The 25,696-nt window shown below is 70.8% G+C and carries 15 protein-coding genes and 2 riboswitches; of the genes, 11 read left to right on the forward strand and 4 right to left on the reverse strand.

The genetic code is table 11. From position 1 onward, the window contains the following. Nucleotides 1-2: 2 nt before the first annotated feature. The 7 genes from C3Y15_RS05135 to C3Y15_RS05170 all read left to right on the forward strand — a co-directional run bounded on the left by C3Y15_RS05135 (nt 3) and on the right by C3Y15_RS05170 (nt 14,413). A complete protein-coding gene (locus tag C3Y15_RS05135) occupies nt 3-4,988 on the forward strand; it encodes a non-ribosomal peptide synthetase (protein WP_124259886.1) in 4,986 nt (1,661 codons plus the stop codon). A 189-nt stretch (nt 4,989-5,177) separates the two neighbouring features. Continuing rightward, nucleotides 5,178-6,557, forward strand: a complete 1,380-nt coding sequence (locus C3Y15_RS05140; protein ID WP_059568155.1) for a lysine N(6)-hydroxylase/L-ornithine N(5)-oxygenase family protein — start codon at nt 5,178-5,180, stop codon at nt 6,555-6,557. Nucleotides 6,558-6,579: 22 nt separating this feature from the next. Further along, nucleotides 6,580-8,877, forward strand: a complete 2,298-nt coding sequence (locus tag C3Y15_RS05145; RefSeq protein ID WP_185499739.1) for a TonB-dependent siderophore receptor — start codon at nt 6,580-6,582, stop codon at nt 8,875-8,877. A gap of 83 nt (nt 8,878-8,960) precedes the next feature. Further along, a complete protein-coding gene (locus C3Y15_RS05150; RefSeq protein WP_059461781.1) occupies nt 8,961-9,800 on the forward strand; it encodes a formyltransferase family protein in 840 nt (279 codons plus the stop codon). Next, nucleotides 9,800-10,810, forward strand: a complete 1,011-nt coding sequence (locus C3Y15_RS05155) for a GNAT family N-acetyltransferase (protein ID WP_014723018.1) — start codon at nt 9,800-9,802, stop codon at nt 10,808-10,810. Before C3Y15_RS05150 ends, C3Y15_RS05155 begins: the two co-directional genes overlap by 1 nt. A 494-nt stretch (nt 10,811-11,304) precedes the next feature. Next, a complete protein-coding gene (locus tag C3Y15_RS32525) occupies nt 11,305-12,741 on the forward strand; it encodes a trypsin-like serine protease (protein ID WP_080484216.1) in 1,437 nt (478 codons plus the stop codon). Nucleotides 12,742-13,249: 508 nt separating this feature from the next. Continuing rightward, nucleotides 13,250-14,413: a M20 aminoacylase family protein gene (locus tag C3Y15_RS05170; RefSeq protein WP_124259888.1), complete on the forward strand. Its 1,164-nt coding sequence runs from the start codon at nt 13,250-13,252 to the stop codon at nt 14,411-14,413. Between the two features lie 42 nt (nt 14,414-14,455). Here the strand turns inward: C3Y15_RS05170 and C3Y15_RS05175 are convergent, their stop codons facing one another. From C3Y15_RS05175 to cobA, 4 genes are read right to left on the reverse strand one after another with little or no spacing between them, the layout of a single operon-like run. Next, nucleotides 14,456-15,826, reverse strand: coding sequence for a cobyrinate a,c-diamide synthase (locus tag C3Y15_RS05175; protein ID WP_059562707.1), 1,371 nt, complete (start codon nt 15,824-15,826; stop codon nt 14,456-14,458). A 3-nt stretch (nt 15,827-15,829) separates the two neighbouring features. After that, the gene (gene cobO, locus C3Y15_RS05180; protein WP_011884821.1) at nt 15,830-16,432 is read right to left on the reverse strand and encodes a cob(I)yrinic acid a,c-diamide adenosyltransferase; all 603 of its coding nucleotides are present in this window, start codon (nt 16,430-16,432) and stop codon (nt 15,830-15,832) included. Between the two features lie 34 nt (nt 16,433-16,466). Then, nucleotides 16,467-16,844: a cobalamin biosynthesis protein gene (locus C3Y15_RS05185; RefSeq protein ID WP_059562705.1), complete on the reverse strand. Its 378-nt coding sequence runs from the start codon at nt 16,842-16,844 to the stop codon at nt 16,467-16,469. Next, a complete protein-coding gene (cobA, locus tag C3Y15_RS05190; protein WP_110420176.1) occupies nt 16,841-17,590 on the reverse strand; it encodes a uroporphyrinogen-III C-methyltransferase in 750 nt (249 codons plus the stop codon). The genes C3Y15_RS05185 and cobA overlap by 4 nt, the downstream gene beginning before the upstream one ends. A 164-nt stretch (nt 17,591-17,754) precedes the next feature. Then, nucleotides 17,755-17,988, reverse strand: a riboswitch (cobalamin riboswitch). 137 nt (nt 17,989-18,125) lie between these two features. Next, a riboswitch (cobalamin riboswitch) is annotated at nt 18,126-18,388 on the forward strand. A gap of 187 nt (nt 18,389-18,575) precedes the next feature. On the opposite strand from cobA, the gene C3Y15_RS05195 reads away from it, so the two are divergent. From C3Y15_RS05195 to C3Y15_RS05210, 4 genes are read left to right on the forward strand one after another with little or no spacing between them, the layout of a single operon-like run. Further along, nucleotides 18,576-19,634: a HoxN/HupN/NixA family nickel/cobalt transporter gene (locus tag C3Y15_RS05195; RefSeq protein ID WP_011884826.1), complete on the forward strand. Its 1,059-nt coding sequence runs from the start codon at nt 18,576-18,578 to the stop codon at nt 19,632-19,634. Nucleotides 19,635-19,659: 25 nt separating this feature from the next. Further along, nucleotides 19,660-20,748 (forward strand): cobalamin biosynthesis protein CobW, encoded by a 1,089-nt coding sequence (cobW, locus tag C3Y15_RS05200; protein WP_059622548.1) that lies wholly within the window; start codon nt 19,660-19,662, stop codon nt 20,746-20,748. A gap of 4 nt (nt 20,749-20,752) precedes the next feature. Beyond that, on the forward strand, nt 20,753-24,565 hold the full coding sequence (gene cobN / locus C3Y15_RS05205) for a cobaltochelatase subunit CobN (RefSeq protein WP_060082037.1): 3,813 nt from the start codon (nt 20,753-20,755) through the stop codon (nt 24,563-24,565). Next, nucleotides 24,562-25,650, forward strand: coding sequence for an ATP-binding protein (locus C3Y15_RS05210; RefSeq protein ID WP_060122526.1), 1,089 nt, complete (start codon nt 24,562-24,564; stop codon nt 25,648-25,650). The genes cobN and C3Y15_RS05210 overlap by 4 nt, the downstream gene beginning before the upstream one ends. Nucleotides 25,651-25,696 lie beyond the last annotated feature (46 nt).

Raw genomic sequence — 25,696 nt, forward strand, 5'->3', positions numbered from 1 at the left:
GGATGACGAACGCTCAACCCGACTGGCTCGCACTCGCTGCGCGCTTCGCGCAATTGCCCGACGCGCAGCGCGCGGTGTTCATCGACAAGCTCGGCGCCGCGGGGATCGATTTCCGCAGGCTGCCGATCCCGCCGCGCACGCCGCGCGACGATCGCGTCCCGGCATCGTTCGCGCAGACGCGGCTGTGGCTGCACGCGCGGCTGATCGATGCGCCGCACGCGTATCACATCACCGAGCGGCTCGCGCTCGACGGGCCGCTGGATGCGCATGCGCTGCGGCTCGCCTGCGATGCGCTGATCGCGCGCCACGAAGCGCTGCGCACCACTTTCGACGAAACGCAAGACGGCGTCGCGCAGACGATCCACGCGCCGCTGCGCTGCCCGTGGCGCGACACCGATCTCGAGGCGCTGCCGGCCGCGCAGCGGCGCGCGCAGGCCGGGCGCATCGCGACGGCCGACGAAGCCGAGCCGTTCGACCTCGGCACGCCGCCGCTCGTGCGCGTGCATCTGATCCGCTTCGATGCGACGCATCACTGGCTCGCGTTGACGGTTCACCACATCGTGTCCGACGGCTGGTCGTCGGACGTGCTGCTGTTCGAGCTGGCGGCGTTCTACCGTGCCTACGCGTCGGGCGAAGCGGTGTCGCTCGCGCCGCTGCCGATCCAGTACGCGGACTATGCGCTGTGGCAGCGCCGCTGGCTCGATGCCGGCGAGCGCGAGCGCCAGCTCGCGTTCTGGCGCGCGCGGCTCGATCCGCAACGCGGCGTGCTCACGCTGCCCGGTGCGGCCGCGCGGCCGGCGCGCCGCAGCGCGCGCGGCGCACGTCACGGGTTCTCGCTCGATGCGCGCCTCGGTGCGCGGCTGCGGGCGTTCGCGGCCGACGCCGGCGCGACGCCGTTCGCGGTGCTGCTCGCGGCGCTCGACGCGCTGCTCGCGCGGGCGACCGGCGACGCACGGATCTGCGTCGGCGTGCCGGCCGCGAACCGCGAACGCGCGGAGACGGCCGGCCTGATCGGCTTCTTCGTCAACACGCTCGCGATCGACGTCGACGTGCCGGCGCACGGCGATTTCGCGGCGCTGGTCGCGCGCACGCAGCGCGCGCTCGTCGATGCGCAGATGCATCAGGACGTGCCGTTCGAGCAGGTCGTCGACGCGCTCGGCGTGCCGCGCAGCGCGAGCCATCATCCGCTGTTCCAGGTGATGGCCGCCTACGGCGAGCGCCGCGCGCCGCCCGCGCTCGGCGCGGCGTCGGCCGCATGGCTGCCGTCCGGCACGCCGTCCGCGAAATTCGACCTGACGCTCGCCGTCGAAGCGACGCCCGACGGCGCCTTCGACGCCGCGTTCATCTATGCGCTGGACCTGTTCGACGCCGCCGCGATCGCGCGGCTCGCCGCGCGCTTCGTCACGCTGCTCGACGCCGCGCTCGCGCAGCCGGCCGCGCCGATCGGCGAGCTCGACTGGCTGCCGGCCGACGAGCTCGCGCAACTGTTCGCATGGAACGCGCGGGCCGGCGCGGCCGACGCCGAGCCGTTCGTGCCGGTGCACGCGCGCATCGCCGCGCATGCGCGCAAGCGGCCCGACGCACGCGGCGTCGCCGATATCGAGCGCGCGCTGACGCGCGGCGAGGTCGACGCGCGTGCCGCGCGCATCGCACGCAACCTGGTCGCGGCCGGTGTGCGGCCCGAGATGCGCGTAGGCGTCGCGCTACAGCGCTCGGTCGATCTGCTGGTCGCGCTGATCGCGGTGCTGAAGTCGGGCGCGGCGTTCGTGCCGCTCGATCCCGCGCACCCGCGCGAACGGCTCGCGCAGATCGTCGGCGACGCGGGCATCGCGCACGTGCTGACCGACCGCGCGAGCGCCGCGTCGCTGCCAGCGCTGTCCGGGTTGCGCATCTGGCATGCGGATGAAGTCGATGCGCTCGACGAAGCCCAGCACGTCGAACTGCCCGACGTGCTGCCCGGTCATGCGGCCTACGTGATCTATACGTCGGGCTCGACCGGCACGCCGAAGGGCGTGATCGTCGATCACGCGGCGTTCGCGCGCCATTGCGTCGCGATCGCCGAACGCTACGGCGTGCGCGAAAGCGACGTGTTCCTGCTGTTCCAGTCGGTCAACTTCGACGGCGCGCACGAAGGCTGGTTTTCGCAATACCTGTCGGGCGCCGCGGTGTCGATCACCGCCGACGTGCTGTGGCCGCCCGCGCAGACCTGCGCGATGATGGCGCGCGACGGCGTGACGATGACCTACGTGCCGCCGGGCTGCGCCGCGCAGCTCGCCGAATGGGCGCTCGCGCACGGCGCCCCGCCGACGCTGCGCTCGTTGACCGTCGGCGGCGAGGCGACGTCGCGCGAAGCGTTCGCGATGCTGCGCCGCGCGATGCCGAACGTGCGCGTGGTGAACGGCTACGGCCCGACCGAAACCGTGATCACGCCGACGCTGTGGATGTTCGCGCCCGGCGACGATCTCGCGAAGCTCGGCGATGCGGCCTATCTGCCGATCGGCACGCTGGTCGGCGCGCGCACCGCGCACGTGCTCGATGCGCGGTTGCGGCCGCTGCCGGTCGGCGTGATCGGCGAACTGTATCTGGGCGGCGAGGGGATCGGCGTCGCGCGCGGCTATCTCGATCGTCCGGCGTTGACGGCAGAGCGCTTCGTGCCCGATCCGTACGGCGCGCCCGGCGCGCGGCTGTATCGCACCGGCGATCTGGTGCGGCGTCGCGCGGACGGCGTGTTCGACTTCATCGGCCGCGTCGATCATCAGGTGAAGCTGCGCGGGCTGCGCATCGAGCTCGGCGAAATCGAGGCGCAACTGGCCGCGCACGATGCGGTGCGCGAAGCGTGCGCGGTCGTGCACGGGCAGGGCGCGCATGCGCAGCTCGTCGCCTACGTCGAGCTGAGCGCCGATGCACGGGCGGATACACAGCCCGTCGACGCGGCGATGCTCGATGCGCATCTGCGCCGCACGCTGCCCGACTACATGGTGCCCGCGCAACTGATCGTGCTGGACGCGCTGCCGCGCAACGCGAACAGCAAGGTCGATCGCGCGCGGCTGCCCGCGCCGGTGCGCGTCGAGCGCGCATACGAGGCGCCGCTCGACGGCGACGAAGCCGCGCTCGCGGCGATCTGGCGCGACGTGCTGAACGTCGAGCGCGTCGGCCGCGGCGACCACTTCTTCGAGCTTGGCGGCCATTCGCTCGCCGCGGTGCGCGTGGCGACGCGCGTGGCCGAACGGCTCGGCCGCGACGTGCCGGTGCGCGCGCTGTTCGAGGCGCCGGTGCTCGCGCAATATGCGGCGCAGCTCGCCGATGCGCCGCGTGCGGCGCACGCCCGCAGCGCGTCGCACGCCGCCGCCGCGGTGAAGCCCGACGCCGACGGCGTGTGGCCGCTGTCGCCCGCGCAGCTCGCGCTGTGGTTCCTGTGGCGCGCGCAGCCGGACAACGCCGCCTACAACATTCCGCTCGCGCTGCGCGTGCGCGGGCCGCTCGACGTCGACGCGTTGCGCGCGGCGTTTGCGGCGGCTGCCGCCGCGCATCCCGCACTGCGCACGCGGCTCGTTGCGCGCGCCGGCATGCTGCCGGGCCAGCGCGTCGCACCGGTTACGCCGGTCACGTTACCGCTCGTCGACGTCGCTACGCAGCCCGACGCGCTCGAGCGCGCGGCGCAGCTGACGGCCGCCGACGCGCTCACGCCGTTCGACCTCGAAGCCGATGCGCCGCTGTGGCGCGCGCGCGTCGTGCGGCTCGGCACGCACGATCATGTGCTGTCGGTGGTGATCCATCACATCGTGTCGGATGGCGAATCGATCGAGTTGTGGCTCGACGCCGTGCGGGCGCGCTATGTCGAACACGTGCGCGGCGCAACCGCATCGGCATCGGCACCCGCCACGACGCCGCTGCCGCGCACGTCGCTCGTGCTCCCGCCGCCGTGCGCGGCAGCGCGCGTCGCGTACTGGCGCGACGCGCTCGCCGATCTGCCGCCGCGCGTGCTGCCGCAGCGTGCGGATGCGCCGGCCGTTCCGCAATGGCGGGCCGCGCGCATCGCGATCGAATTCGACCCGACGACGATCCGGGCGGCGCGCGACGCCGCAACGGCCGCGCGTGCGACGTTGCCGATGCTGCTGCACGCGGCGCTCAACACCGCGCTGTTCCGCGTGACGGGCGCGGCCGACCAGCCGGTCGGCGTGCTCGCGTCGACGCGCGAGCTGGCGGGCGACGCGGCGCACGATGCGCTCGGCCTGTTCATCAACGCGGTGGTCGTGCGCACGCGGCTCGACGCGACGGCGAGCCGCGCCGACGTGCTCGCGCAGCTGCGCGACACCGCGCTCGCCGCGTATGCGCATGCGGACGTGCCGTTCGCTGACGTCGTCGCCGCGCTGCACGCGCCGCGCGCCGCCGAGGCCAATCCGCTGTTCCAGGTGATGTTCAACTACCTGCGGCCGAGCGGCGCCGCGACGCGCGACTGGGCCGGCCTGACGCTCACCGAATTCGACGACGTGCGCCACCGCGTGGTGTTCACGCTCGAGCTGGACGTCGTCGAGCATCCGGACGGCCGCGTGAGCGCCGCGTTCTCGTATGCGGACGAACTGCTCGACGCTGCGTTCGTCGCTGCGCTCGTCGACGTCTATCACGACGAGCTCGCGCGTTTCGCGGTCGCGCCCGAAGCGCGGCTCGGTGTGCCGGACGCGCGGTTCGCGGCGCCGACGGCCGCGCGTGCGCGCGTGGCCGACACGGCGCCGCAAGCGCGCCACGCCGTTGCCGCACTGGCCGCGCTGTGGTCCGACACGTTTGCGTGCGCCGTGCCGCCACCCGATGCCGATCTGTTCGCCGCCGGCGCGACCTCGTTCGACGTCGTGCGTTTCGTCGATGCGGCGTGCGGCGCCGGTCACGCGCTGACGGTCGCCGACGTGTTCGCCGCGCCGACGCTGGCCGCGCTCGGCGCGCGGCTCGACGCGACGGCCGAAACGGCGCAGGAGGTGCGCGATGCCGGCTGAAGTGCGTGCGAACCGCTTCGCGCGATTCGATACCCGTCGCGTCGCGTTTCCGCTCGGCCGCCGCGCCGTGCGCGAGACGCGCCGACATCCGCGTCGTGCAGCCGCCGTGCATGCGCGCGCGGCGCAACACGTTGTTCGCCGGCCGTCATCGTCGACGGGCCGGTTCTACCGACAAGGGAGCTGAGAGACATGCAGAGAGAAACCGTATTCGACCTGATCGGCGTCGGCTTCGGGCCGTCTAACCTCGCGCTGGCGGTGCGTATCGCGGAACGCGGCGACGGCGCGCGCCCGCTCGCGCAGTGCTTCGTCGAGCGCCAGCCCGCGTTCGGCTGGCACCGCGGCATGCTGCTCGACGACTGCCGGATGCAGATCTCGTTTCTGAAGGATCTCGTCACGATGCGCGATCCGACGAGCCGCTACACGTTCATCAACTACCTGTTCGAACGCGGCCGGCTCAACGAATTCGTGAACCTGAAGAACTTCTATCCGACCCGCGTCGAGTTCCACGACTACCTGAGCTGGGTCGCCGACGCGTTCGACCGGCACGTGCACTACGGCGAGACCGTCACCGCGATCGAGCCCGTGCACGGCGACGGCGCGCGCGTCGACGCGCTGCGCGTGCTGTCGTGCGACGCGGCCGGCCGCGAGCGCCAGCGCGTCACGCGCGCGCTGTCGGTCGGCGTCGGCGGCACGCCGGCGGTGCCCGAGGCGTTCGCCGCGCTCGGCCGCGATCGCGTGATCCATTCGTCGTCGTATCTCGCCGACATCGAGCGCCTCGTCGCGGCGCCGGACGGCGCGCGCCGCCGCGTCGCGGTGATCGGCGCGGGGCAGAGCGCGGCCGAGGTGTTCGTCGATCTCGCGCGCCGTTTCCCGCACGTCGACGCGAGCCTCGTGATGCGCGCGGGCGCATTGAAGCCGGCCGACGACAGCCCGTTCGTCAACGAGATCTTCAGCCCCGAGTTCACCGACGTCGTCTACGCGCAGCCGCACGACGCGCGACGCGCGCTGCTCGAACGCTATCGCGACACCAACTACGCGGTGGTCGACCGGCCGCTGATCGAGCAGATCTACGAAATGCTGTACCTGCAGCGCATCGACGGCACGCCGCGCCATGCGCTGCTGGCGAACCGCGCGATCGAGGGCGTGCAGCGCGGCGCCGACGGCCGCATCGAGCTGACGCTGCGCGACCGGATGAACGGCAGCACGCGCGTCGAGCGCTTCGACGCGCTCGTGCTCGCGACCGGCTACCGGCGCGATACGCATACGACGTTGCTCGACGGGCTCGCGCCGTATCTCGGCGATGCGCTCGCGCGCGGCGAGGTCGCGCGCGACTACCGGCTCGCGACGCCCGAGCACTTCACGCCGCGCATCTACCTGCAAGGCTGCTGCGAGGACAGCCACGGGCTGTCGGACACGCTGCTGTCGGTGCTGGCGCGCCGCGCGGACGAGATCTGCAGGTCGCTCGAGGAGGCGGCGTCGCTCGCCCGCGACGACGACGCGGGCCTGCCGCGACACGAACAACGACATCAAGACGGGGCGAGCGCGGGCCGGATGGCTTGCGCTCTTTGACAAAGGTGCGGTCGATGACCGCATGAATAAACGGGAGCAGAGCAACATGGAGTGGGCAACAGGCACGCGTTTGCGTGCGATCGCAGCGGCAGCGAGCGTCGCGTTCGGGATGGCGGCGGGGCACGCGTTCGCGCAGACGCCAGCCGCTGCAGGCGCGCAGAACGGCGTGCAGGACGGTGGATCGGCCGCTACGCCGGTCGCTGCGCCGAAGGGCACGGCGGTAGGCACCGCGGTAGGCACGGCGGTAGGAAGCGCCGCCGGCACGCTGCCGGCGATCACCGTCAAAGCGAGCGCGGCCGGCGACGGCACGGTCGGGCTCGTCGCGAAGCGCAGCCGCACCGGCACCAAGACCGACACGGCGCTCGACGAGATCCCGCAGACGATCAACGTCGTCACCGCGCAGCAGATCGAGATGACCGGCGCGACCGACGTGAACGCCGCGCTGCGCTACGTGCCGGGCTTCTCGTCGTACGGCTCGGACAACCGCTCCGACTGGTACGCGGCGCTGCGCGGCTTCACGCCGACCGCGTTCGTGAACGGGCTGCAGGTGCCGAACACGCTGAACCTGTCGAGCTGGCGCGTCGATCCGTACATGATCGACAGCATCACCGTGCTGCGCGGGCCGACGTCGGTGCTGTACGGCGCGGGCGACCCCGGCGCGATCATCGACGTGCAGACCAAGACGGCCGACGGCGAGCGCGTGCGCGAAGCCGGCGTGCAGTTCGGCAACTATGCGCGCAAGCAGTTCATGATCGACGTCGGCGACAAGCTCGATGCGGACGGCAAGTATGCGTACCGCTTCGTCGGCGTCGCGCGCGACGGCAACGCGTTGACGGGGCCGAACAACGACCAGCGCGTCGCGCTCGCGCCGTCGTTCCGCTGGCGCCCGGACGCCGACACGTCGCTGACGCTGTCGGCCACCTACCTGCAGGACTGGGGCGACATCTCGTCGAACCTCCTGCCCGCGCAGGGCACCGTGTTGCCGAACCCGAACGGGCAGCTCGACAAGGACGTCTACGGCGGCGACCCGAACTTCAACTACTACCGCAAGAAGCAGTGGTCGCTCGGCTATCAGTTCGAGCGCAACCTGAATTCGATGTGGACGTTCCGCCAGAACGTGCGCTGGATGCACCTGTCGCTCGACAACGGCTCGGTGTTCGGCGCGGGCTTCGCGGACGGCAGCCTCACCGACATCAACCGCTGGGCCGGCGTGTTCCAGACCAACTACAGCCGCTTCGACATCGACAACAACCTGCAGGGCCGCTTCGGCACCGGCCCGTTCGAGCACACGCTGCTGCTCGGCTTCCAGTACAACCGGCAGACCGCGACCGACAGCGAATGGCTGGCCGCCGCGCCGACGCTGAACCTCTACAACCCGGTCTACACGCCGGTCACGCTGTCGGTGTTTTCGCCGCCGAACACGACGTACCGCACCAACACGTACACGACGATGAACACGTTCGGTCTGTACGCGCAGGACCAGATCAAGTGGAACCGCTGGACGCTGACGCTCGGCGGCCGCGAGGACTGGGTCAATCAGCGGATGGACGACCGCGCGGGCGGCACGCAGTCGAAGGCCGACGTCACCGCGTTCACCGGCCGCGTGGGCCTCACGTACCAGGGCGACTACGGGTTGTCGCCGTACGTCAGCTACGCGACCTCGTTCAACCCGCTGATCGGCGTGAACCTGTACGGCGGCGGCCTGCCGCAGCCGACCCGCGGCAAGCAGATCGAGGCCGGGCTGCGCTGGCAGCCGCCCGGCAAGAACCTGATGCTGAGCGCGGCGATCTACCAGATCAACCAGACCAACGTGCTGACGCCGACGCCGACCAACCTCGACCCGGCCGGCACGACGTCGATCCAGACCGGCGAAGTGCGCTCGCGCGGCATCGAGCTGAACGCGACCGGCAAGCTCACGCGCAACCTGTCGCTGATCGCGTCGTACGTCTATCAGGACGTGAAGAACGTGCAGGCCAACGACGCGTCGCTGAACAACTGGCCGGTCGACATCCCGCGGCCGCGCCAGATGGCGTCGCTGTGGGCCGACTGGACCTGGCACACGGGCCCGCTCGCGGGCTTCGGCCTGGGCGGCGGCGTGCGTTACCAGAGCGCGGCGGCCGGTGCGGCCGACAACTCGCTGACGGTCGCGAGCTACACGCTGTACGACGCGGGCGTGCATTACGACACGCGCAACTGGCGCTTCGCCGTGAACGGCACGAACCTGTTCAACCGCCACTACATCAGCGGTTGCCAGTCGACCAGCGTCTGCATCTTCGGCACCGATCGCACCGTGATCGCCACCGCGAAATACAACTGGTGACGGCGCGCGCCGCGGTGTGCGGGCCGGCCTTCGAGCCGGCGCGTGCGCCGCGGCGCCGTCGTCCGCTTTTTCCCGACGCCTCCATGCGAAAGAAGAATCTCGTCTACATCCAGTCGCTGCGCAACGGCGCGGCCGATCGCGCCGGCCAGCCGGTCGCGTACCGCGGCGGCACGCGCTACATGAAGGCGCCGCTCGAATTCCTCGTCGAGCGGCTCAACGCTTCGCCGCTCGGCGAGCGCTATATGCTGCAAGCCGTGATCGTCGACGACGACGCAGGCTCGCCGGCCGACCAAGCGAAGCTCGCCGACTACGGCTTCGCGCGCACGCCGGGCCGCCCGTGGATCCTGCCGGAAGGGCTCACCGTGCAGGGTCGGCCGGTCGACGAACTGTTCTGCACGATCGCGTCGACGTACCGGCGGCTGCCGCGCGATGCGCGCGAACGCGCGGCGGGCAAGCAGGCGTTCGAGCGCCGCCTGCTCGAGCGCCTGCTCGAACTCGACGCCGACGTCGTCGTGCTCGACGGGCTGCTCGTGATACTCGACGAGCTCGTACGTCCCGGCGCGCGCTTTCACCGGCGCATCGCGAACATCCATCCGGGCATCACGGCCGACGGGTCGCCGTACCAGCGGCGCGGCGCGTGGGCGACGCTCGACGCGCTGCACGGCGCGCGCGGCGAGCGGGTCGACTGGGCGAGCGGCGCGACCTCGCGCGTCACGCCCGTGACGATGACGGGCGCGTCGTTCCACTACGTCGACAACGGCATCGATTCCGGCGAGGTGATCTGCGACGTGCTCGACACGCCGATCGCGCCGGACGACACGATCCTCGAACTGCGCTGGAACAACTTCCAGCGCAGCCTGTTTCCGGCACTCGAGCGCGGGCTGCACATCGTCGCCGATCGCCACGACGCGGGAGCACTGTGATGGCACACACGCTGACGAAACCGGCCGATCCGCGCGATAGCGTCGAAGGCGACGTGGCCGCCGCGCTCGACGGCGCGCCGCACGCGACGCCCGTCGCCGAACGCATGCTGCACGCGTGGCGCCCCGACGATGCGCCGGCCGCGCTGCTCGCGGAATTCGTCGCGCTGTTCAACACCGACACGCGGCACGACGCGGCCACCGTCTCGGTGCCGCTCGGCGCGGCTGACCCGGCCGCCGTCGCCGCGTACGTCGCGCGCGCGGTGCGCGAAGGCGTGATCGACGACGCGCAGCGCGCGGGCGAGCGGCTGCGGCTCACCGCGTCGCGCGCGACGTTCTGGCAGAACCCCCAGCCGTGGCTGAAGGCGCCGGCGTCGGGCGGGATGCCGCTGCGCTACGCGATCACCAACGGCCATCGGCATCCGGTGCGGCCGCCGTCGCCGGCCGGCGAGATCTACGCGCGCTACATGCCGCAGGTCGGCATGACGTTCAGCCTGCGCACCGTCGACGTCGCGACGCACGCGCGCCTGTTCAGCGACTGGATGAACCTTGATCGCGTCGCGCATTTCTGGGACCAGCGCGGCACGCTCGACGAGCACGCGGCCTATCTCGCGGAACGGCTCGCCGATCCGCACATGCACCCGATGATCGGCTATTTCGACGACACGCCGTTCGGCTATTTCGAGTTCTACTGGGCCAAGGAGGACCGCCTTGCGCCGTTCTACGACGCGCACGACTACGATCGCGGGCTGCATCTGCTGATCGGCGACTCGCGCTTCCAGAGCGCGGGCAAGCTGCATGCGTGGTGGAGCGGCGTGCTGCACTACATGTTCGTCGACGAGCCACGCACGCAACGGCTCGTCGGCGAGCCGCGCGTCGATCACGTGCGGCATATCGCATACATGCACCGGCTCGGGTTCCGGACGCTGAAGGAGTTCGACTTTCCGCACAAGCGCGCGGCGTTGACCGTGATGGAGCGCGATACGTTCTTCGATACGTTCCGGTTGCCGTGATCGGGGCGGCGCGACAGCGGCGCGAGCGCACGGGTGTCGCGAGGTTGCCGGCGAATGCGGAGGCTCGCGCGGACATCGCCGGAATAGGGCGTCTGTGCGCACGCGCGTCGGCATGCCGGCAATTCGTTCGATGCCGGAGGCGAAGCCGACTGCGGTGATTCCCGTGTTTCGCCGGAATGCGAAAGTTCTATCTGGAAAATCGCTGATTCAGCCAGCTATGGTTTTGCGAACAAACAATATGAGAAACGAGAAATAATTAATCGCATCTCCATTTTAGATGCCGCGATTTGTATAAATTCGGTCAATGGGACGAGTTCGAATTTACGAATTCGTCGCCTCGATCCAACGGCCTGCCTAGTTATAACCGAACCTTTTCTCTCATCGCGATACGCTCTGGTCGGCGATATGGCTGGCGCCCGGCCGCAACCTGTCGCGATCGAAGCAATATGGATAAATCTGCATTTTCCGGGCAATAAATCCATCGGAGAGAAAACGTGAAAAAGATAATCGTGAGCGCAGGCCTGGCGGCATTGGTGGCGTCTTCGGCGGCGCACGCTTTGCGGATCGACGAAGCGACCTTCAAGTATTACGGCGGCGATAGCGCAGACCTGGCGAACAGCATCAAGACGCACAACGACCAACTGCGCGCGTTCAGTTATGAGACGCCGTGGCTCGCGGTCGGAGAGGTCGGTGGCTGCACCGCGACATGGCTTGGCGACAACGGGGGATGGACCTACGTGCTGACTGCCGCGCATTGCGCCGGCTATCAAGGCACCGAGACAGCCGTAACCAAGCGCTTCACGACGCTCGATCGCCGCGTAGTCGCATCGGGCCGGGGCACGGCGTACGTGCCGCCGCAGCGGATCAACAAGCCGGCGGGAATGGGCGGCGCGTCGACCGATATCGCGATCCTGAAGCTGCCGACGCTCCACCCGATAGCGGACGTGCTCGGCAAGCCGGTCGAGCGGCCGATCCTGAACGACGATCCTCACGAGAAAGACCGCGACGTCATTTTCGTCGGCTATGGAAGCTGGGGTGTCGGCGCGAAGGGCAGCGGTTCGTACTGGCCGGCGAACGGCGAGCGACGGCTGTACGGGCGCAGCCGGATCGACAGCATCTTCGAGCTCGGCTACGGAATCGGCGCGAGCTATCGCTCTGCCGGGCCGTCCCCGTTCTGGACGCGCACTGCGTCGGGCGATAGCGGGTCGGCCTGGTGGCAGATTCGCGATGGCAAGCCGGTCATCATCGCGACGACCAATGGCGGCGGCGACAACTATTCGACCGGCGCGCGCGTATCGAAGTACGTGGACTGGATCAAGTCGGTCTATCCGGAAGCGCGCTTCCTGTCGGCCGAGCAGCCGGCGGGCTGCATCGTCAGCCTGCAGACGGCCGCGAGATATTGCCTGCCGGTGGGGCAGCGCTCCGGTTATGCATTGCCGTCGTGGATCTATGCGCACGACGTGTTCGTCGATGCGGCACCGGGCACCGCGGTGATGCTGTCGGATTGGGACAACCTGTCCTACAACCGGATCGCGACGTTCGTCGGCACGGTCGAGAACGGCGGTCTCAAGCAGGTGAAGGCCGTCAACGGACAGGTGCTCGATTTTTCAAGGCCGCATTCGATGCGCGTCGTGCGCGATACGACGCCGCTCGGCTGTATCGTCAGCCTGACGTCGGGCGCGAAGTATTGCCTGCCGGCGGGGCAGCGGTCGGGGCGTGCGCTGCCGTCCTGGATTTATGCAAACGAAGTCCAGGTTGAAGCGGCCGCGGGGATCGCGGTGATGCTGTCGGATACGGACGACCTCGCGTTCAACCGGGTCGCGACCTTCACGGGCTTGACGCAGAACTGGGAGTTGAAGAAGGCGAAAGCCTGGAACGGCGAAGACCTCGATTTTTCGCGACCGAAGTCGATGCGCGTCGTTCAGCAATGATGGCGGGGCGTTGAGGTGCTGCGCGGCATGGGCGCGAAGCCCGTGCCGCGTGTCATGCCGGCGGCGTCGCCGGTCCCGCGAGAAACGCGCCGCGGAAGGCGTCGAGATGTCCGTCGGCGTCGCCGCCGAATTCGCCGGGTAGCAGCGTAACCACGCCGGGTCGTGCGTTCACTTGAACCCTGGCGTACACAAAAGATGTACGGCGGTTGAAAAGTGAACAAATGCCCCGGAAGTCCTTGATATCAATAGATATCGAAGCGACGCCCACCCGTGCTCGCCGCGCCTCTACATGCCGGAGACCGACACACAGCCGCGCGGGCACCACGCCTCCCGCTCCCCGCGCCGGTACGGCCTCGCAAACGCGCTGCCGCCATGCTGTCCGCCCTCTGCACCCCAACTCAACCGGCAACTCCAGGTTGCCGCCGCGACCACTTACTCCCTATTCGGTTGCCGTGAGCCGGACTATCCTTTGCCCGAACCTTCCGAACCCGACCCAGGAGCCGCCCCCATGACCCACAGCGTGATCCCCGCAGGCCTCGCCGACGAAATGATCGACATTCGACACCGCATCCATGCGCATCCTGAACTCGGCTTCGAGGAATTCGCGACCAGCGATCTCGTCGCCGAGCAGCTGCAAGGGTGGGGCTATACGGTCCGGCGCGGGCTCGGCGGCACGGGCGTCGTCGCGCAGCTGAAGGTGGGCGACGGCACGCAGCGCCTCGGCCTGCGCGCCGACATGGACGCGCTGCCGATCCACGAGTCGACCGGCCTGCCGTATCGGAGCACGATCCCCGGCAAGATGCACGCGTGCGGCCACGACGGTCACACGGCGATGCTGCTCGCCGCCGCGAAGCATCTGGCGCGCGAGCGGCGGTTTTCCGGCACGCTGAACCTGATCTTCCAGCCGGCCGAGGAAGGGCTCGGCGGCGCGAAGAAAATGCTCGACGACGGCTTGTTCGAGCAGTTCCCGTGCGATGCGATCTTCGCGATGCACAACATGCCGGGCTTCCCGACCGGCAAGCTCGGCTTCCTGGCCGGGCCGTTCATGGCGTCGTCGGACACCGTGATCGTCGACGTGCACGGCCGCGGCGGCCACGGCGCGGTGCCGCACAAGGCGATCGACCCGGTCGTCGTGTGCGCGCAGATCGTGATCGCACTGCAGACCATCGTGTCACGCAACGTGTCGCCGCTCGACATGGCGATCGTCACGGTCGGCGCGATCCACGCGGGCGACGCGCCGAACGTGATTCCCGAGCATGCGCAGATGCGCCTGTCGGTGCGCGCGTTGAAGCCCGACTTGCGCGATCTGTTGGAGACGCGCATCAAGGAAGTCGTTCATGCGCAGGCGGCCGTGTTCGGCGCGACCGCGACGATCGATTACCAGCGCCGCTACCCGGTGCTCGTCAACGATGCGCGGATGACGGCGTTCGCACGCGACGTCGCGCATGCATGGGCCGGCGCAGCGAACCTGATCGACGGGATGGTGCCGCTCACCGGCAGCGAGGATTTCGCATTCCTGCTCGAGCAGCGGCCGGGCTGCTACCTGATCATCGGCAACGGCGACGGGGAAGGCGGCTGCATGGTGCACAACCCCGGATACGACTTCAACGACGCGGCGCTGCCGATCGGCGCGTCGTACTGGGTCAAGCTGGCCGAGGCGTTTCTGGTGTGACGGGACGCTGGCGGGGAAGGCGAGGTCTCGCGCCGCAGCCCGCTATTCCGGCACGACTTCCGGCGTCTCTCCGCTCGCTCGATCGGCCTGCTCAACCTCACCGAACGCCTCGCCGCGAAACAACGCCGCGGCCGCATCCGGGTTCGACGGCCAGTACATGTGCATGTAGGTCGCGACGACCGGCCCCGCGCGATACACGGCTTCGCCGCTGCCGCTCGCGCCGTCGCAGCGTGCCGCCGTCGCCGCCGCCGCGAGCGGCGTATCGAGCCGCGAGTAATGGAACGTATGGCCGCGCATCGGGCCCCAGCGCGTCGCGAGCGTCTGCATGCCGAGCGCGGCGAAGCGGCGCTGCATCGTCGCATGGCCCGGCAGCAGCCCGACCATCGGCGTCGTCGCGCCCTGCGCGTCGGTCAGCGACTCGCACAGGTACAGCATCCCGCCGCATTCCGCGACGATCGCCCGCCCGGCCGCCGCATGCGCGCGGATCGTGCGCGCGCTCACCGCATTCGCGGCGAGCGTCGCCGCGTGCAGCTCCGGATAGCCGCCCGGCAGGAACAGCGCGTCGCACGCGTCGGGCACCGGTTCGTCGGCCAGCGGCGAAAAGAACCGCACCTGCGCGCCGAGCGCGTCGAGCAGCGCGAGATTGGCCGGGTAGATGAACGAGAACGCCGCGTCGCGCGCGACCGCGATCCGCGTGCCGGCCAGCGAGCGCGGCAGCGCGGCTGCTTTGGGTGCCACTTCGGGCGCTGCGAACGCGACGGCCGGCGGCAATTCGGCGAGCGCGGTCTGCGCGAGCGCGTCGGCGGCGCGCTCGAGCCGCGCGTCGAGATCGTCGATGTCGGCCGGCTGGTGCAGGCCGAGATGCCGTTCGGGCAACGCGATCGCCGCGTCGGCCGGCACGTGCCCGAGCCAGCGCAGGTCGTCCGGCAGCGCCTGCCGCAGCAGTTGCGCATGTCGCGGCGAGCCGACGCGATTCGCCAGCACGCCGTAAAACGGCACGCCCGGCCGGAACCGCGCGAGCCCGAACGCGATCGCGGCGAACGTCTGCGCCATCGCCTTCGCCGAAATCACCGCGACGACCGGCACGCCGAACGCGGCGGCCAGGTCCGCGCTGCTCGGCGTGCCGTCGAACAGGCCCATCACGCCTTCGATCAGGATCAGGTCCGCGTCGCGCGCCGCGTCGGCGAGCAACGCGCGGCAGCCGGCCTCGCCGACCATCCCGAGATCGAGTGCGTACACGGGCGCGCCGCTCGCGCGTTCGAGCAGCATCGGATCGAGGAAATCCGGCCCGGTCTTGAACACGCGCACGCGCCGGCCGAGCCGCCGGTGCAGCCGCGCGAGGCCGGCCGTCACCGACGTCTTGCCCTGGCCGGACGCCGGTGCGCTGACGAACAGCGCGGGACACGCACGCATCGGTCAGAACTCCACGCCGGGCTGCGCCTTCACGCCTTGCTCCTTGTACGGATGCTTGACGAGCCGCATTTCGGTGACGAGGTCGGCCGCATCGATCAGCGCGTCGGGCGCGTGCCGCCCGGTCACGACGACGTGCACGGCTTCCGGCCGGCCGGTGAGCGTCGCGAGCACTTCGTCGAGCGGCAGGTACTCGTACTTGAGCACGGTGTTCAGCTCGTCGAGGATCACCATCCGGTACTCGCCGCTTTCGATCATCCGGCGCGCCGCGTCCCAGCCCTTGCGCGCGGTCGCGATGTCGGCGTCGCGGTTCTGCGTGTTCCACGTATAGCCGTCGCCCATCGTCACGAAGTCGCACTGCGCGACCGCGCCGAGGAAATCGCGCTCGGACGTATGCAGCGCGCCCTTGATGAACTGCACGACGCCGAGCCGCATGCCGTGGCCGAGCACGCGCACGGCCATGCCGAACGCGGCCGTGCTCTTGCCCTTGCCGTTGCCGGTGTTGACGATCAGCAGCCCCTTTTCGCGGGTGGCCGCGGCCTGCTTCTTCTCGTGGCCGGCGCGGCGGCGCTCGGTCATCCGCTGATGGGATTCGGCATCGGTCTTCATCGGGAGTCGTCCTGTGGAAAGCGAAACAAACGGTTCAGAGCGGGCCGGCGAGCGCGACCGTCACGCCGTCCCGGATCAATTTGGGGCCGAGCAGCCGGCCGTCGGGCGCGGCGAGGCGCGCGCACGGCTCGGCGACGCCCGCCACGCCGAAGCGCGCGAGCGCGGCGGGCGACGGGGCGCTCAACGGCGGCGCCGTGCAACTCTTGAGCGCGGCCGCGTCGAACCCGACGAGCGGCCAGCCGCGTCGCGCGCACAGCGTGCGCAGCGGCCGCGCGCGCGCCTTGTCGGCGAGCGTCGCGACGACGGCCGGCTCCGCGCCCGGATGGCGCGCGAGCGCCGCGCGGATCGCCGCGTCGAGCTGCGCGGCCGTCACGTGCACGCGAAAGCCGACGCCGAGCGCGACGCGCATCATGCGCCGCTGCCGAGTGCGGCGCGCACCGCCGGATCGGCGGCGAGCGCGGCCACGCGCCCGATCACGACGATCGCCGGCGAGCCGATGCCGGCCGCGTTCACGCGTTCGACGACCGTCTCGAGCGTCGCGAGCACGTGCCGCTGCGCGTCGCGCGTCGCGTTCTCGATGGCCGCGCACGGCGTGTCGCCGGGCAGCCCGCCCGCGCCAAGCGCGGCGACGATCGCGGCGAGCCGGCGAATCCCCATGTAGATGACGAGCGTCATCCGCGTCGCGGCCAGCGCGCGCCAGTCGGGTTCGTCGGCGCCCGCGCCGTGACCGGTGACGAAGATCACGCCCTGCGCGTCGCCGCGATGCGTGACCGGAATGCCGAGCGCGGCCGGCGCCGCGATGCCGGCCGTGATGCCGTTCACGACCTCGACCGGGAAGCCGGCCGCGCCGAGCGCGAGCAGCTCCTCGCCGCCGCGGCCGAACACGAACGGATCGCCGCCCTTGAGGCGCGCGATGCTGCGGCCCGCGCGCAGATGCGCGAGCATCGCCGCGACGATCTCGTGCTGCGGCGTCGACGCATGGCCGCCGCGCTTGCCGACGTGTTCGATGCGGGCATCCGCGCGCGCATGGCGCAGGACGTCCGGGTTCACGAGATCGTCGACGAGCAGCACGTCGGCCGCGGCGATCGCACGCACGGCCTTCAGCGTCAGCAGATCGGCGTCACCGGGGCCCGCGCCGACGAGCCACGCGCGGCTCATCGGGCGCGCCGCGGCGCGCACCGCGGCATGGCAGGGGAGACGAAACGGCGAGCGGCACGGGGGCCGGCAGACAGGCAAGGCATGGGCGGATCGGGCGAAGCGCGTGAGCGCGGGCAGACGGCGCTCCGGTCCGTCCCTCGCGGACCGGGCGTTCGGCGAGCAGCGCGCTCGCCCCTTGCGTCGGCCGGTATCCGGGCTGGCCGCTTGCCGGGCCGCAGCCTTCCCGCCCGCTGGGGCAGTGGCATCGAGGGCGGCCTGGGCGCGCGCGGAGCAACCGCGGCGCGCGGGCGGCGTACCGTTGCGGGGACAGCACAGGCCAGGCGAAGCTCCGCCTCCTGTTTCCCGTTTAACTGCATGCGCGCAATGCGCACGCGAGCACCGAACGCGGCGCATACGATAGCACAGCGCCCGGCCCGCGCGAACCGGCCATGCCTGCCCCCGCGGCCGCGCGCGGCGGGCCGCCGTGTGCGGTCGCGGCGCCCGGCGGCGGCCCCGCGATGGCCGGTTTTGCCTTGACGCTGCCGGCACCGCCCCCTACACTCGCACGCGTTTTGGTGCTCGCGCGCGCTGCTCCGGCGCGCGCAGTTAAACGGGAAACAGGGAGCCTGCCTGCACCGCAGACGAGCCAACCTGTGCTGCCCCCGCAACGGTAAGCGAACGCACGCGCCCAGCGCGTTGCAGCGCCGCTTCGCCGCATGCCCAGCGCATGCGGACGACCGCCACTGGATGCCGCGCATCCGGGAAGGCGAAGCGGCGTGTTCGTCAGCCCGGATACCGGCCAGAACGTGGGGTTCAGCGCCGCGGGGAGGCGGCGCATCGTCCACGGCCGCAGCACGCCCGACGCCCGAGCGTTTTCCACTTCCGTCATCGATCGGAGCGTCGCACGCGTGCGCGCGGCCGGGCGCGGCGAGCGGCGGGCCGCACGGGCAGGGCAGGCGGCAGCCGTGTTGGCATTCATCATGTCGACCGTTCGCAAGGGAGCATCATGCTCGACTCGTTCTTCCGCCTGTTCAACGACAGCCCGTCCGGGTTGCGCGGCAAAATCGCCGCGATCTATTCGCTTCTCGTCGCGTTCAACGTCGGCGCGTGGATCTGGGCGTTCGTCGCGTTTCGCGACCAGCCCGTGCTGCTCGGCACCGCGCTGCTCGCGTACGTGTTCGGGCTGCGCCACGCAGTCGACGCCGACCATATCGCCGCGATCGACAACGTCACGCGCAAGCTGATGCAGGAAGGCCGCAGCCCGCTCGGCGCGGGCCTGTTCTTTTCGCTCGGCCATTCGACGGTGGTGATCGTGATGTCGGTGGCCGTCGCGCTGACGGCCGCGTCGCTCGCGCGCTTCGAGAGCATGAAGACCTGGGGCGGCGTGATCAGCACCAGCGTGTCGGCCTTCTTCCTGCTGGTGCTCGCGGCCGCGAACCTGCTGATCCTGATTTCGGTGTACCGGACCTTTCGCGCGGCGCGCCGCGGCGACGCGATCGTCGATGCCGATCTCGACCTGCTGATGAACCAGCGCGGCGTGCTGGCCCGGCTGTTCCGGCCGTTGTTCCGGCTCGTGTCGCGCAGCTGGCATCTGTATCCGGTCGGCTTCCTGTTCGGCTTCGGCTTCGATACGGCGACCGAGATCGCGCTGTTCGGCATTTCGGCCACGCAGGTGCAGGGCGGCCTGTCGTTCTGGTCGGTGATGGCGCTGCCGGTGCTGTTCACCGCCGGCATGACGCTCGTCGACACCACCGACGGCATCCTGATGATGGGCGCGTACCGCTGGGCCTACGTGCGGCCGATCCGCAAGATCTACTACAACATGACGATCACGTTCGTGTCGGTGCTGGTCGCCGCGCTGATCGGCGGCATCGAGGTGCTCGCGCTGCTCGCCGACAAGCTCGCGCTGCAAGGCCCGGTGTGGGACTTCGCGACGCTCGTCGCCTCGCACTTCGGGATGCTCGGCTACGTCGTGATCGGCCTGTTCGTCGCGTGCTGGGTCGTGTCGGCCGCGATCTACCGGCTCAAACGCTACGACGAAATCGACGTGACGCTGTCCGCCTGACTCTCTTTCCGATACAGGACTCACCATGACCCTACGCAAGCTGCCCGTCACGATCGTCACGGGCTTTCTCGGCAGCGGCAAGACCACGCTGATGCGCCACATCCTGCAGCACGCCGCGGGCCGCCGCATCGCGGTGATCGTCAACGAGTTCGGCGAGCTCGGCATCGACGGCGAAATCCTCAAGGGCTGCGGCATCGGCTGCGACGACCCAGCCGGCACGCCCGGCGAAGCGGCCGGCCAGCTGTACGAGCTCGCGAACGGCTGCCTGTGCTGCACCGTGCAGGAGGAGTTCTATCCGGTGATGGAGGCGCTCGTCGAGCGCCGCGCCGACATCGACCACGTGCTGATCGAGACGTCCGGGCTCGCGCTGCCGAAGCCGCTCGTGCAGGCGTTCAACTGGCCGACCATCCGCAACAGCTTCACGGTCGACGCGGTGGTGACCGTCGTCGACGGGCCGGCCGCAGCCAGCGGCCAGTTCGCCGAGAATCCGCAGGCCGTCGACGCGCAGCGCCGCGCCGATCCGAACCTCGACCACGAATCGCCGCTGCACGAGCTGTTCGCCGACCAGCTGTCGTCGGCCGATCTGGTGATCGTGAACAAGGCCGACCTCGTCGCCGACGCGCAGTTCGCCGACATCGAGGCCGCGATCCGCGACGAGATCCCGCCGCAGGTGAAGATCGTGCGCGCGACGCGCGGCGAGCTCGATCTGTCGCTGCTGGTCGGGCTCGAAGCGGCGTCGGAGGACACCATCCATCTGCGCCACGACCATCACGGCTCGGCCGACGACGGCGATCACGATCACCATCACGACGATTTCGATTCGGTGGTGGTGGCGGGCGACGCCGGCACGCGCGAAGCGACGATCGCCGCGCTCCAGCGCGTGGTCGAGGCCCACACGATCTACCGCGCGAAAGGCTTCGCGGCGCTGCCGGACGCGCCGATGCGGCTCGTGATCCAGGGCGTCGGGCGCCGCTTCGACAGCTATTTCGACCGGCGCTGGCAGGACGGCGAGCCGCGCGCGAGCCGCTTCGTGCTGATCGGCGAGTCGCTCGACGCGGCCGCGCTGCAGCGCGCGTTCGATGCCGCGTGCGCGGCCGAACTGCAGCAGGCGTAACGCGATGCACCTGCTGCGCACCACGCCGGGCGGCTTCGTCGACGATACGCAGGGCGTCGTCCGGATCGACCAGCAGCCGGCCGACATCGTGATCCTCAGTTCGGCCGACACGACGCTGTCGCTGCTGGCCGGCGTCGTGCCGACGCTGCCGGCCGGTTTCCCAAGCGTGCGGCTCGCGAACGTCACGTTCCTGCGCCAGCCGGCGTCGGTCGATTTCTACGTCGACGACGTGCTGCGTCACGCGAAGACGGTCGTGATCGATCATCTGGGCGGCGAGGCGTACTGGCCGTACGGGATCGAACAGGCCGTGTCGCTCGCGTCGAAGCGCGGGCAGCAGCTCGCGATGTTCTCGGGCGACCTGCAGGAAGATCCGAACCTCGTCGCGAAGAGCACGGTCGCGCCGGCGCTGTGCCGGCTGTGGTGGCGCTATCTGCGCGAAGGCGGCTTGCACAACGCCGACGCGCTGCTGCGCAGCATCGCGTTCCATACGCTCGGCTTCGGTGCGGAGCCGGCGCCGCCGCGTCCGCTGCCGGCCGCCGCGCTGTACCACCCGGCGCGCGACCCGGCGAGCGTCGACGACTGGCGCGCGCGCTGGACGCCCGGCGCGCCGGTGGTCGCGATCCTGTTCTATCGCGCGCACTGGCAGGCCGCGAACACGGCGGTGTTCGACGCGCTGGCCGACGCGCTGGTGCGCGAAGGCCTCAACCCGCTGCCGATCGCCGTGACGTCGCTGAAGGACGCGCTGAGCCGCGAAGTCATCACGCGCCTGTGCGACGCGCATCGCGTCGCGCTCGTGCTGAACACCACCGCGTTCGCGGCCGGCGCGATCGACGCGCCCGAGCCCGACGTGCTGGCCGGCGACGCGCCGGTGCTGCAGGTGATCCTGTCGGGCGGCAACCGCGATGCGTGGCTCGCCGACAACCAGGGGCTGCATGCGCGCGACATCGCGATGCACATCGCGCTGCCGGAAGTGGACGGGCGCATCGTCACGCGCGCGGTCAGCTTCAAGGGGCTCGCGTATCGTTGCCCGCACACCCAGGTCGACGTCGTGCGCTACCAGCCGGACGCGGAGCGGATCGCGTTCGTCGCGGCGCTCGCGCGCGGCTGGTGCCGGCTGCGCACGCTCGACAACGCCGACAAGCGCATTGCGCTGATCCTCGCGAACTATCCGCATAGCGAAGGCCGCATCGGCAACGGCGTCGGGCTCGATACGCCGGCGTCCGCGCTGCGCGTGCTCGCGGCGCTGCGCGACGCCGGCTACACGGTGGCCGACCTGCCGGCCGACGGCGATGCGCTGATCGCGCGGCTCACCGCGGGCGTGACCAACGAGCCGGCCGTGCACGCGCTGCGCCCGGCGTTCCAGAGCTTCGCGCTGGCCGACTACCGGGCGCAGTTCGCGCGGCTGCCGGCGGCGGTGCGCGACGCGCTGAACGCGCGCTGGGGCGAGCCGGAAGCGGACCCGACGCTGCGCCACGGGCGCTTCACGATCGCCGGCTGGCGCGCGGGCAACGTGTTCGTCGGCATCCAGCCGTCGCGCTCGCGCGACGACAACGACTATGCGAGCTACCACGATGCGGAGCTCGTGCCGCCGCATGCGTACCTCGCGTTCTACTTCTGGCTGCGCGATGCGTTCCGCATCGACGCGGTCATCCATCTCGGCAAGCACGGCAACCTCGAATGGCTGCCGGGCAAGAGCGTCGCGCTGTCCGACGCATGCTGGCCCGACCTGACGCTCGGGCCGCTGCCGCATCTGTATCCGTTCATCGTCAACGATCCGGGCGAGGGCAGCCAGGCGAAGCGCCGCGCGCAGGCCGTGATCGTCGATCACCTGATGCCGCCGCTCACGCGCGCGGAAAACTACGGGCCGCTGCAGGACCTCGAGCGGCAGGTCGACGAATACTACGAAGCGCTGATGGTCGACGCGCGGCGCGCGAAGCTGCTGCGCAAGACGATCCTCGCGACGATCGCCGAGCATCGGCTGCACGACGAGTTGAGCGTGTCGCCGCCGCGCGATGCGGGCGACGAGGATGCGCTGCTCACGCGCGTCGACGCGTGGCTGTGCGAATTGAAGGAAGCGCAGATCCGCGACGGGCTGCACGTGTTCGGCGTGTCGCCGGCCGCTCGCCAGCGGCGCGACACCTTGCTCGCGCTCGCGCGCTTTCCGGTCGGCGACGGGCGCGGCGAACGCGCCGGGCTGATCGGCGCGCTCGCGCGCGATCTGTCGCTCGGCGACGCTTTCGATCCGCTCGCGGCCGACTGGGCCGCGCCGTGGACCGGCCCGCGCCCGGCCGTGCTGCAGGCGCTCGACGCGGCGCCGTGGCGCCATGCGGGCGATACGCGCGAGCGGCTGGAACGGCTCGCGCAGCAGTGGCTCGACGACGTGTGCGCGGGCGAAGGCGCTGCGCCGGCCGACGGCGGCCCAGCGCCGCCCGGCGACTGGCCGCACGCGCGCGCGGTGCTCGAACGCGTGCGCGCGACGCTGCTGCCCGCGCTCGACGCGTGCGGCGGCGAGGAGCTGCGCCAGCTGCTGCGCGGGCTCGACGGCCGCTTCGTGCCGCCGGGGCCGAGCGGTTCGCCGTCGCGCGGCCGTCCCGACGTGCTGCCCACCGGCCGCAACTTCTATTCGGTCGACACGCGCGCGGTGCCGACGCAGGCCGCCTGGTCACTCGGCCTGAAATCCGCGCAGCAGCTGATCGAGCGTCATCTGCAGGATCACGGCGACTATCCGCGCGCGGTCGGGCTGTCGGTATGGGGCACCGCGACGATGCGCACCGGCGGCGACGACATCGCGCAGGCGTTCGCGCTGCTCGGCGTGCGGCCGAAGTGGGCGCACGGCAGCCATCGCGTGACCGATTTCGAGATCCTGCCGATCGAGATCTTCGACCGGCCGCGCATCGACGTGACGCTGCGCGTGTCGGGCTTCTTCCGCGACGCGTTCCCGAACCTGATGCATCTGTTCGATGCGGCCGTGCAGGCGGTGGCCGCGCTCGACGAGCCGGAGGCGCTGAACCCCGTACGTGCGCGCATCGAGCGCGAGCGGGCGAGCTGGATCGCGCGCGGCGTCGCGCCGGACGAAGCGCGGCGCCGCGCCGGCTGGCGCGTGTTCGGCGCGCGGCCGGGCAGCTACGGCGCCGGGCTGCAGGACCTGATCGACCGGCGCGGCTGGCAGAGCGACGCCGATCTCGCCGACGCGTATCGCCGCTGGGGCGGCCATGCGTACGCGCAGAACAGCGCGGGGGACGCCGCGCCCGACGTGTTCGGCGAGCGTCTCGCGACGATCGACGCGGTCGTGCAGAACCAGGACAGCCGCGAGCACGACATCCTCGATTCGAACGACTACTACCAGTTCCAGGGCGGGATGACGGCGGCCGTGCGGCACCTGTCCGGGCAGCAGCCGAGCGTCTACCACGGCGACCACGCGAACCCGGCCGCGCCGAAGATGCGCACGTTGCGCGAGGAAATCGCGCGCGTGATCCGCTCGCGCGTGGTCAATCCGAAGTGGCTCGACGGCGTGAAGCGCCACGGCTACAAGGGCGCGGCCGAGATGGCCGCGACCGTCGACTATCTGTACGGCTATGACGCGACCGCGCGCGTGCTGTCGGACCACCAGTACGCGCTCGTCGCCGACGCGTACCTGTTCGACGACGACACCCGCGCGTTCCTCCAGCGGCACAACCCGCACGCGCTGCACGGGATCTGCGAACGCTTCGTCGAAGCGATGCAGCGCGGGCTGTGGCAGCAGCCGGGCGATTATCGCGAGCGGATCGAAGCGGTCTGGCTCGACAGCGAACAACTTCAGGAAGGCAGGCAACCATGACCGATCCGACCATGCAGCGCACGCGCGCGGTGTTCCCGTTCGCGGCGCTGGTCGCGCAAGAGCCGCTGCAGCAGGCGCTGCTGCTCGCGGCGATCGACCCGGCGCTCGGCGGCGTGCTCGTCAGCGGGCCGCGCGGCACCGCGAAGTCGACCGCCGCACGCGCGCTCGCGGAATTGCTGCCGGAAGGCGAATTCGTCACGCTGCCGCTGTCGGCCAGCGACGAGCAGGTGACCGGCACGCTCGATCTCGCGCACGCGCTCGCCGAGAACGGCGTGCGCTTTCGGCCCGGCCTGCTCGCGCGCGCGCATCGCGGCGTGCTGTACGTCGACGAGGTCAACCTGCTGGCCGACGGGCTCGTCGATACGCTGCTCGACGTCGCCGCGAGCGGCGTGAACGTGGTCGAGCGCGATGGCGTGTCGCACGCGCACGACGCGCGCTTCGTGCTGGTCGGCACGATGAATCCCGAGGAAGGCGAGCTGCGCCCGCAGCTGCTCGATCGCTTCGGGCTGATGGTCGAGCTCGAGAACTGTTTCGACGCCGCGCAGCGCGCGCAGATCGTGAAGGCGCGGCTCGCGTTCGACGGCGACGCCGACGCGTTCCGGGCGCGTCACGCGGATGCGCAGCGCGCGCTCGCCGAGCGCATTCGCGCGGCGCGGCAACGGCTCGCCGCGCTGGATTTCGACGACGCGGTGCACGCGCGCGTGAGCGCGCTGTGCATCGACGCGGCCGTCGACGGGCTGCGCGCGGACCTCGTGATGCTGCGCGCCGCGCGCGCACTCGCGGCGCTCGAACAGGCCGCCGCGGTGACGGTGTCGCACGTCGAACGCGTGGCCGACGCGGTGCTGCGCCACCGGCGTCATGCGGATGCGCCGCGCGCGCCGGATGCATCGCCGTCGCGCGACGACGGCGCACGCGACGGCCGTGCGCCGCCGGATCCGCATTCGCGGCGCGACGAGCGCGCGGGCGCGCACGCGGCGGGCGGCGCTGCGCCGTCGCCCGATGGCGACTGGGGCTATCTGCCGCCCGAGCCGGCCGGATTGCACGACGTGAAGGGCGTGGTGCCGCTGCCGCTAAAAAAGCGCTGAGCCATCGAGACGCCGCCGCCGCGAACGTCGTTCGCGGTCCTCGATG

The organism is Burkholderia sp. B10, assembly GCF_004368385.1.
GTDB classification, from domain to species: Bacteria; Pseudomonadota; Gammaproteobacteria; order Burkholderiales; family Burkholderiaceae; genus Burkholderia; species Burkholderia vietnamiensis.

What these genes read in the sequence shown, in the direction of transcription:
- C3Y15_RS05135 (WP_124259886.1), top strand. Translation starts at nt 3, where the DNA reads ATGACGAACGCTCAACCCGACTGGCTCGCACTCGCTGCGCGCTTCGCG.
- C3Y15_RS05140 (WP_059568155.1), top strand. Translation starts at nt 5,178, where the DNA reads ATGCAGAGAGAAACCGTATTCGACCTGATCGGCGTCGGCTTCGGGCCG.
- C3Y15_RS05145 (WP_185499739.1), top strand. Translation starts at nt 6,580, where the DNA reads ATGAATAAACGGGAGCAGAGCAACATGGAGTGGGCAACAGGCACGCGT.
- C3Y15_RS05150 (WP_059461781.1), top strand. Translation starts at nt 8,961, where the DNA reads ATGCGAAAGAAGAATCTCGTCTACATCCAGTCGCTGCGCAACGGCGCG.
- C3Y15_RS05155 (WP_014723018.1), top strand. Translation starts at nt 9,800, where the DNA reads ATGGCACACACGCTGACGAAACCGGCCGATCCGCGCGATAGCGTCGAA.
- C3Y15_RS05170 (WP_124259888.1), top strand. Translation starts at nt 13,250, where the DNA reads ATGACCCACAGCGTGATCCCCGCAGGCCTCGCCGACGAAATGATCGAC.
- C3Y15_RS05175 (WP_059562707.1), bottom strand. Translation starts at nt 15,826, where the DNA reads ATGCGTGCGTGTCCCGCGCTGTTCGTCAGCGCACCGGCGTCCGGCCAG.
- cobO (WP_011884821.1), bottom strand. Translation starts at nt 16,432, where the DNA reads ATGAAGACCGATGCCGAATCCCATCAGCGGATGACCGAGCGCCGCCGC.
- C3Y15_RS05185 (WP_059562705.1), bottom strand. Translation starts at nt 16,844, where the DNA reads ATGATGCGCGTCGCGCTCGGCGTCGGCTTTCGCGTGCACGTGACGGCC.
- cobA (WP_110420176.1), bottom strand. Translation starts at nt 17,590, where the DNA reads ATGAGCCGCGCGTGGCTCGTCGGCGCGGGCCCCGGTGACGCCGATCTG.
- C3Y15_RS05195 (WP_011884826.1), top strand. Translation starts at nt 18,576, where the DNA reads ATGCTCGACTCGTTCTTCCGCCTGTTCAACGACAGCCCGTCCGGGTTG.
- cobW (WP_059622548.1), top strand. Translation starts at nt 19,660, where the DNA reads ATGACCCTACGCAAGCTGCCCGTCACGATCGTCACGGGCTTTCTCGGC.
- cobN (WP_060082037.1), top strand. Translation starts at nt 20,753, where the DNA reads ATGCACCTGCTGCGCACCACGCCGGGCGGCTTCGTCGACGATACGCAG.
- C3Y15_RS05210 (WP_060122526.1), top strand. Translation starts at nt 24,562, where the DNA reads ATGACCGATCCGACCATGCAGCGCACGCGCGCGGTGTTCCCGTTCGCG.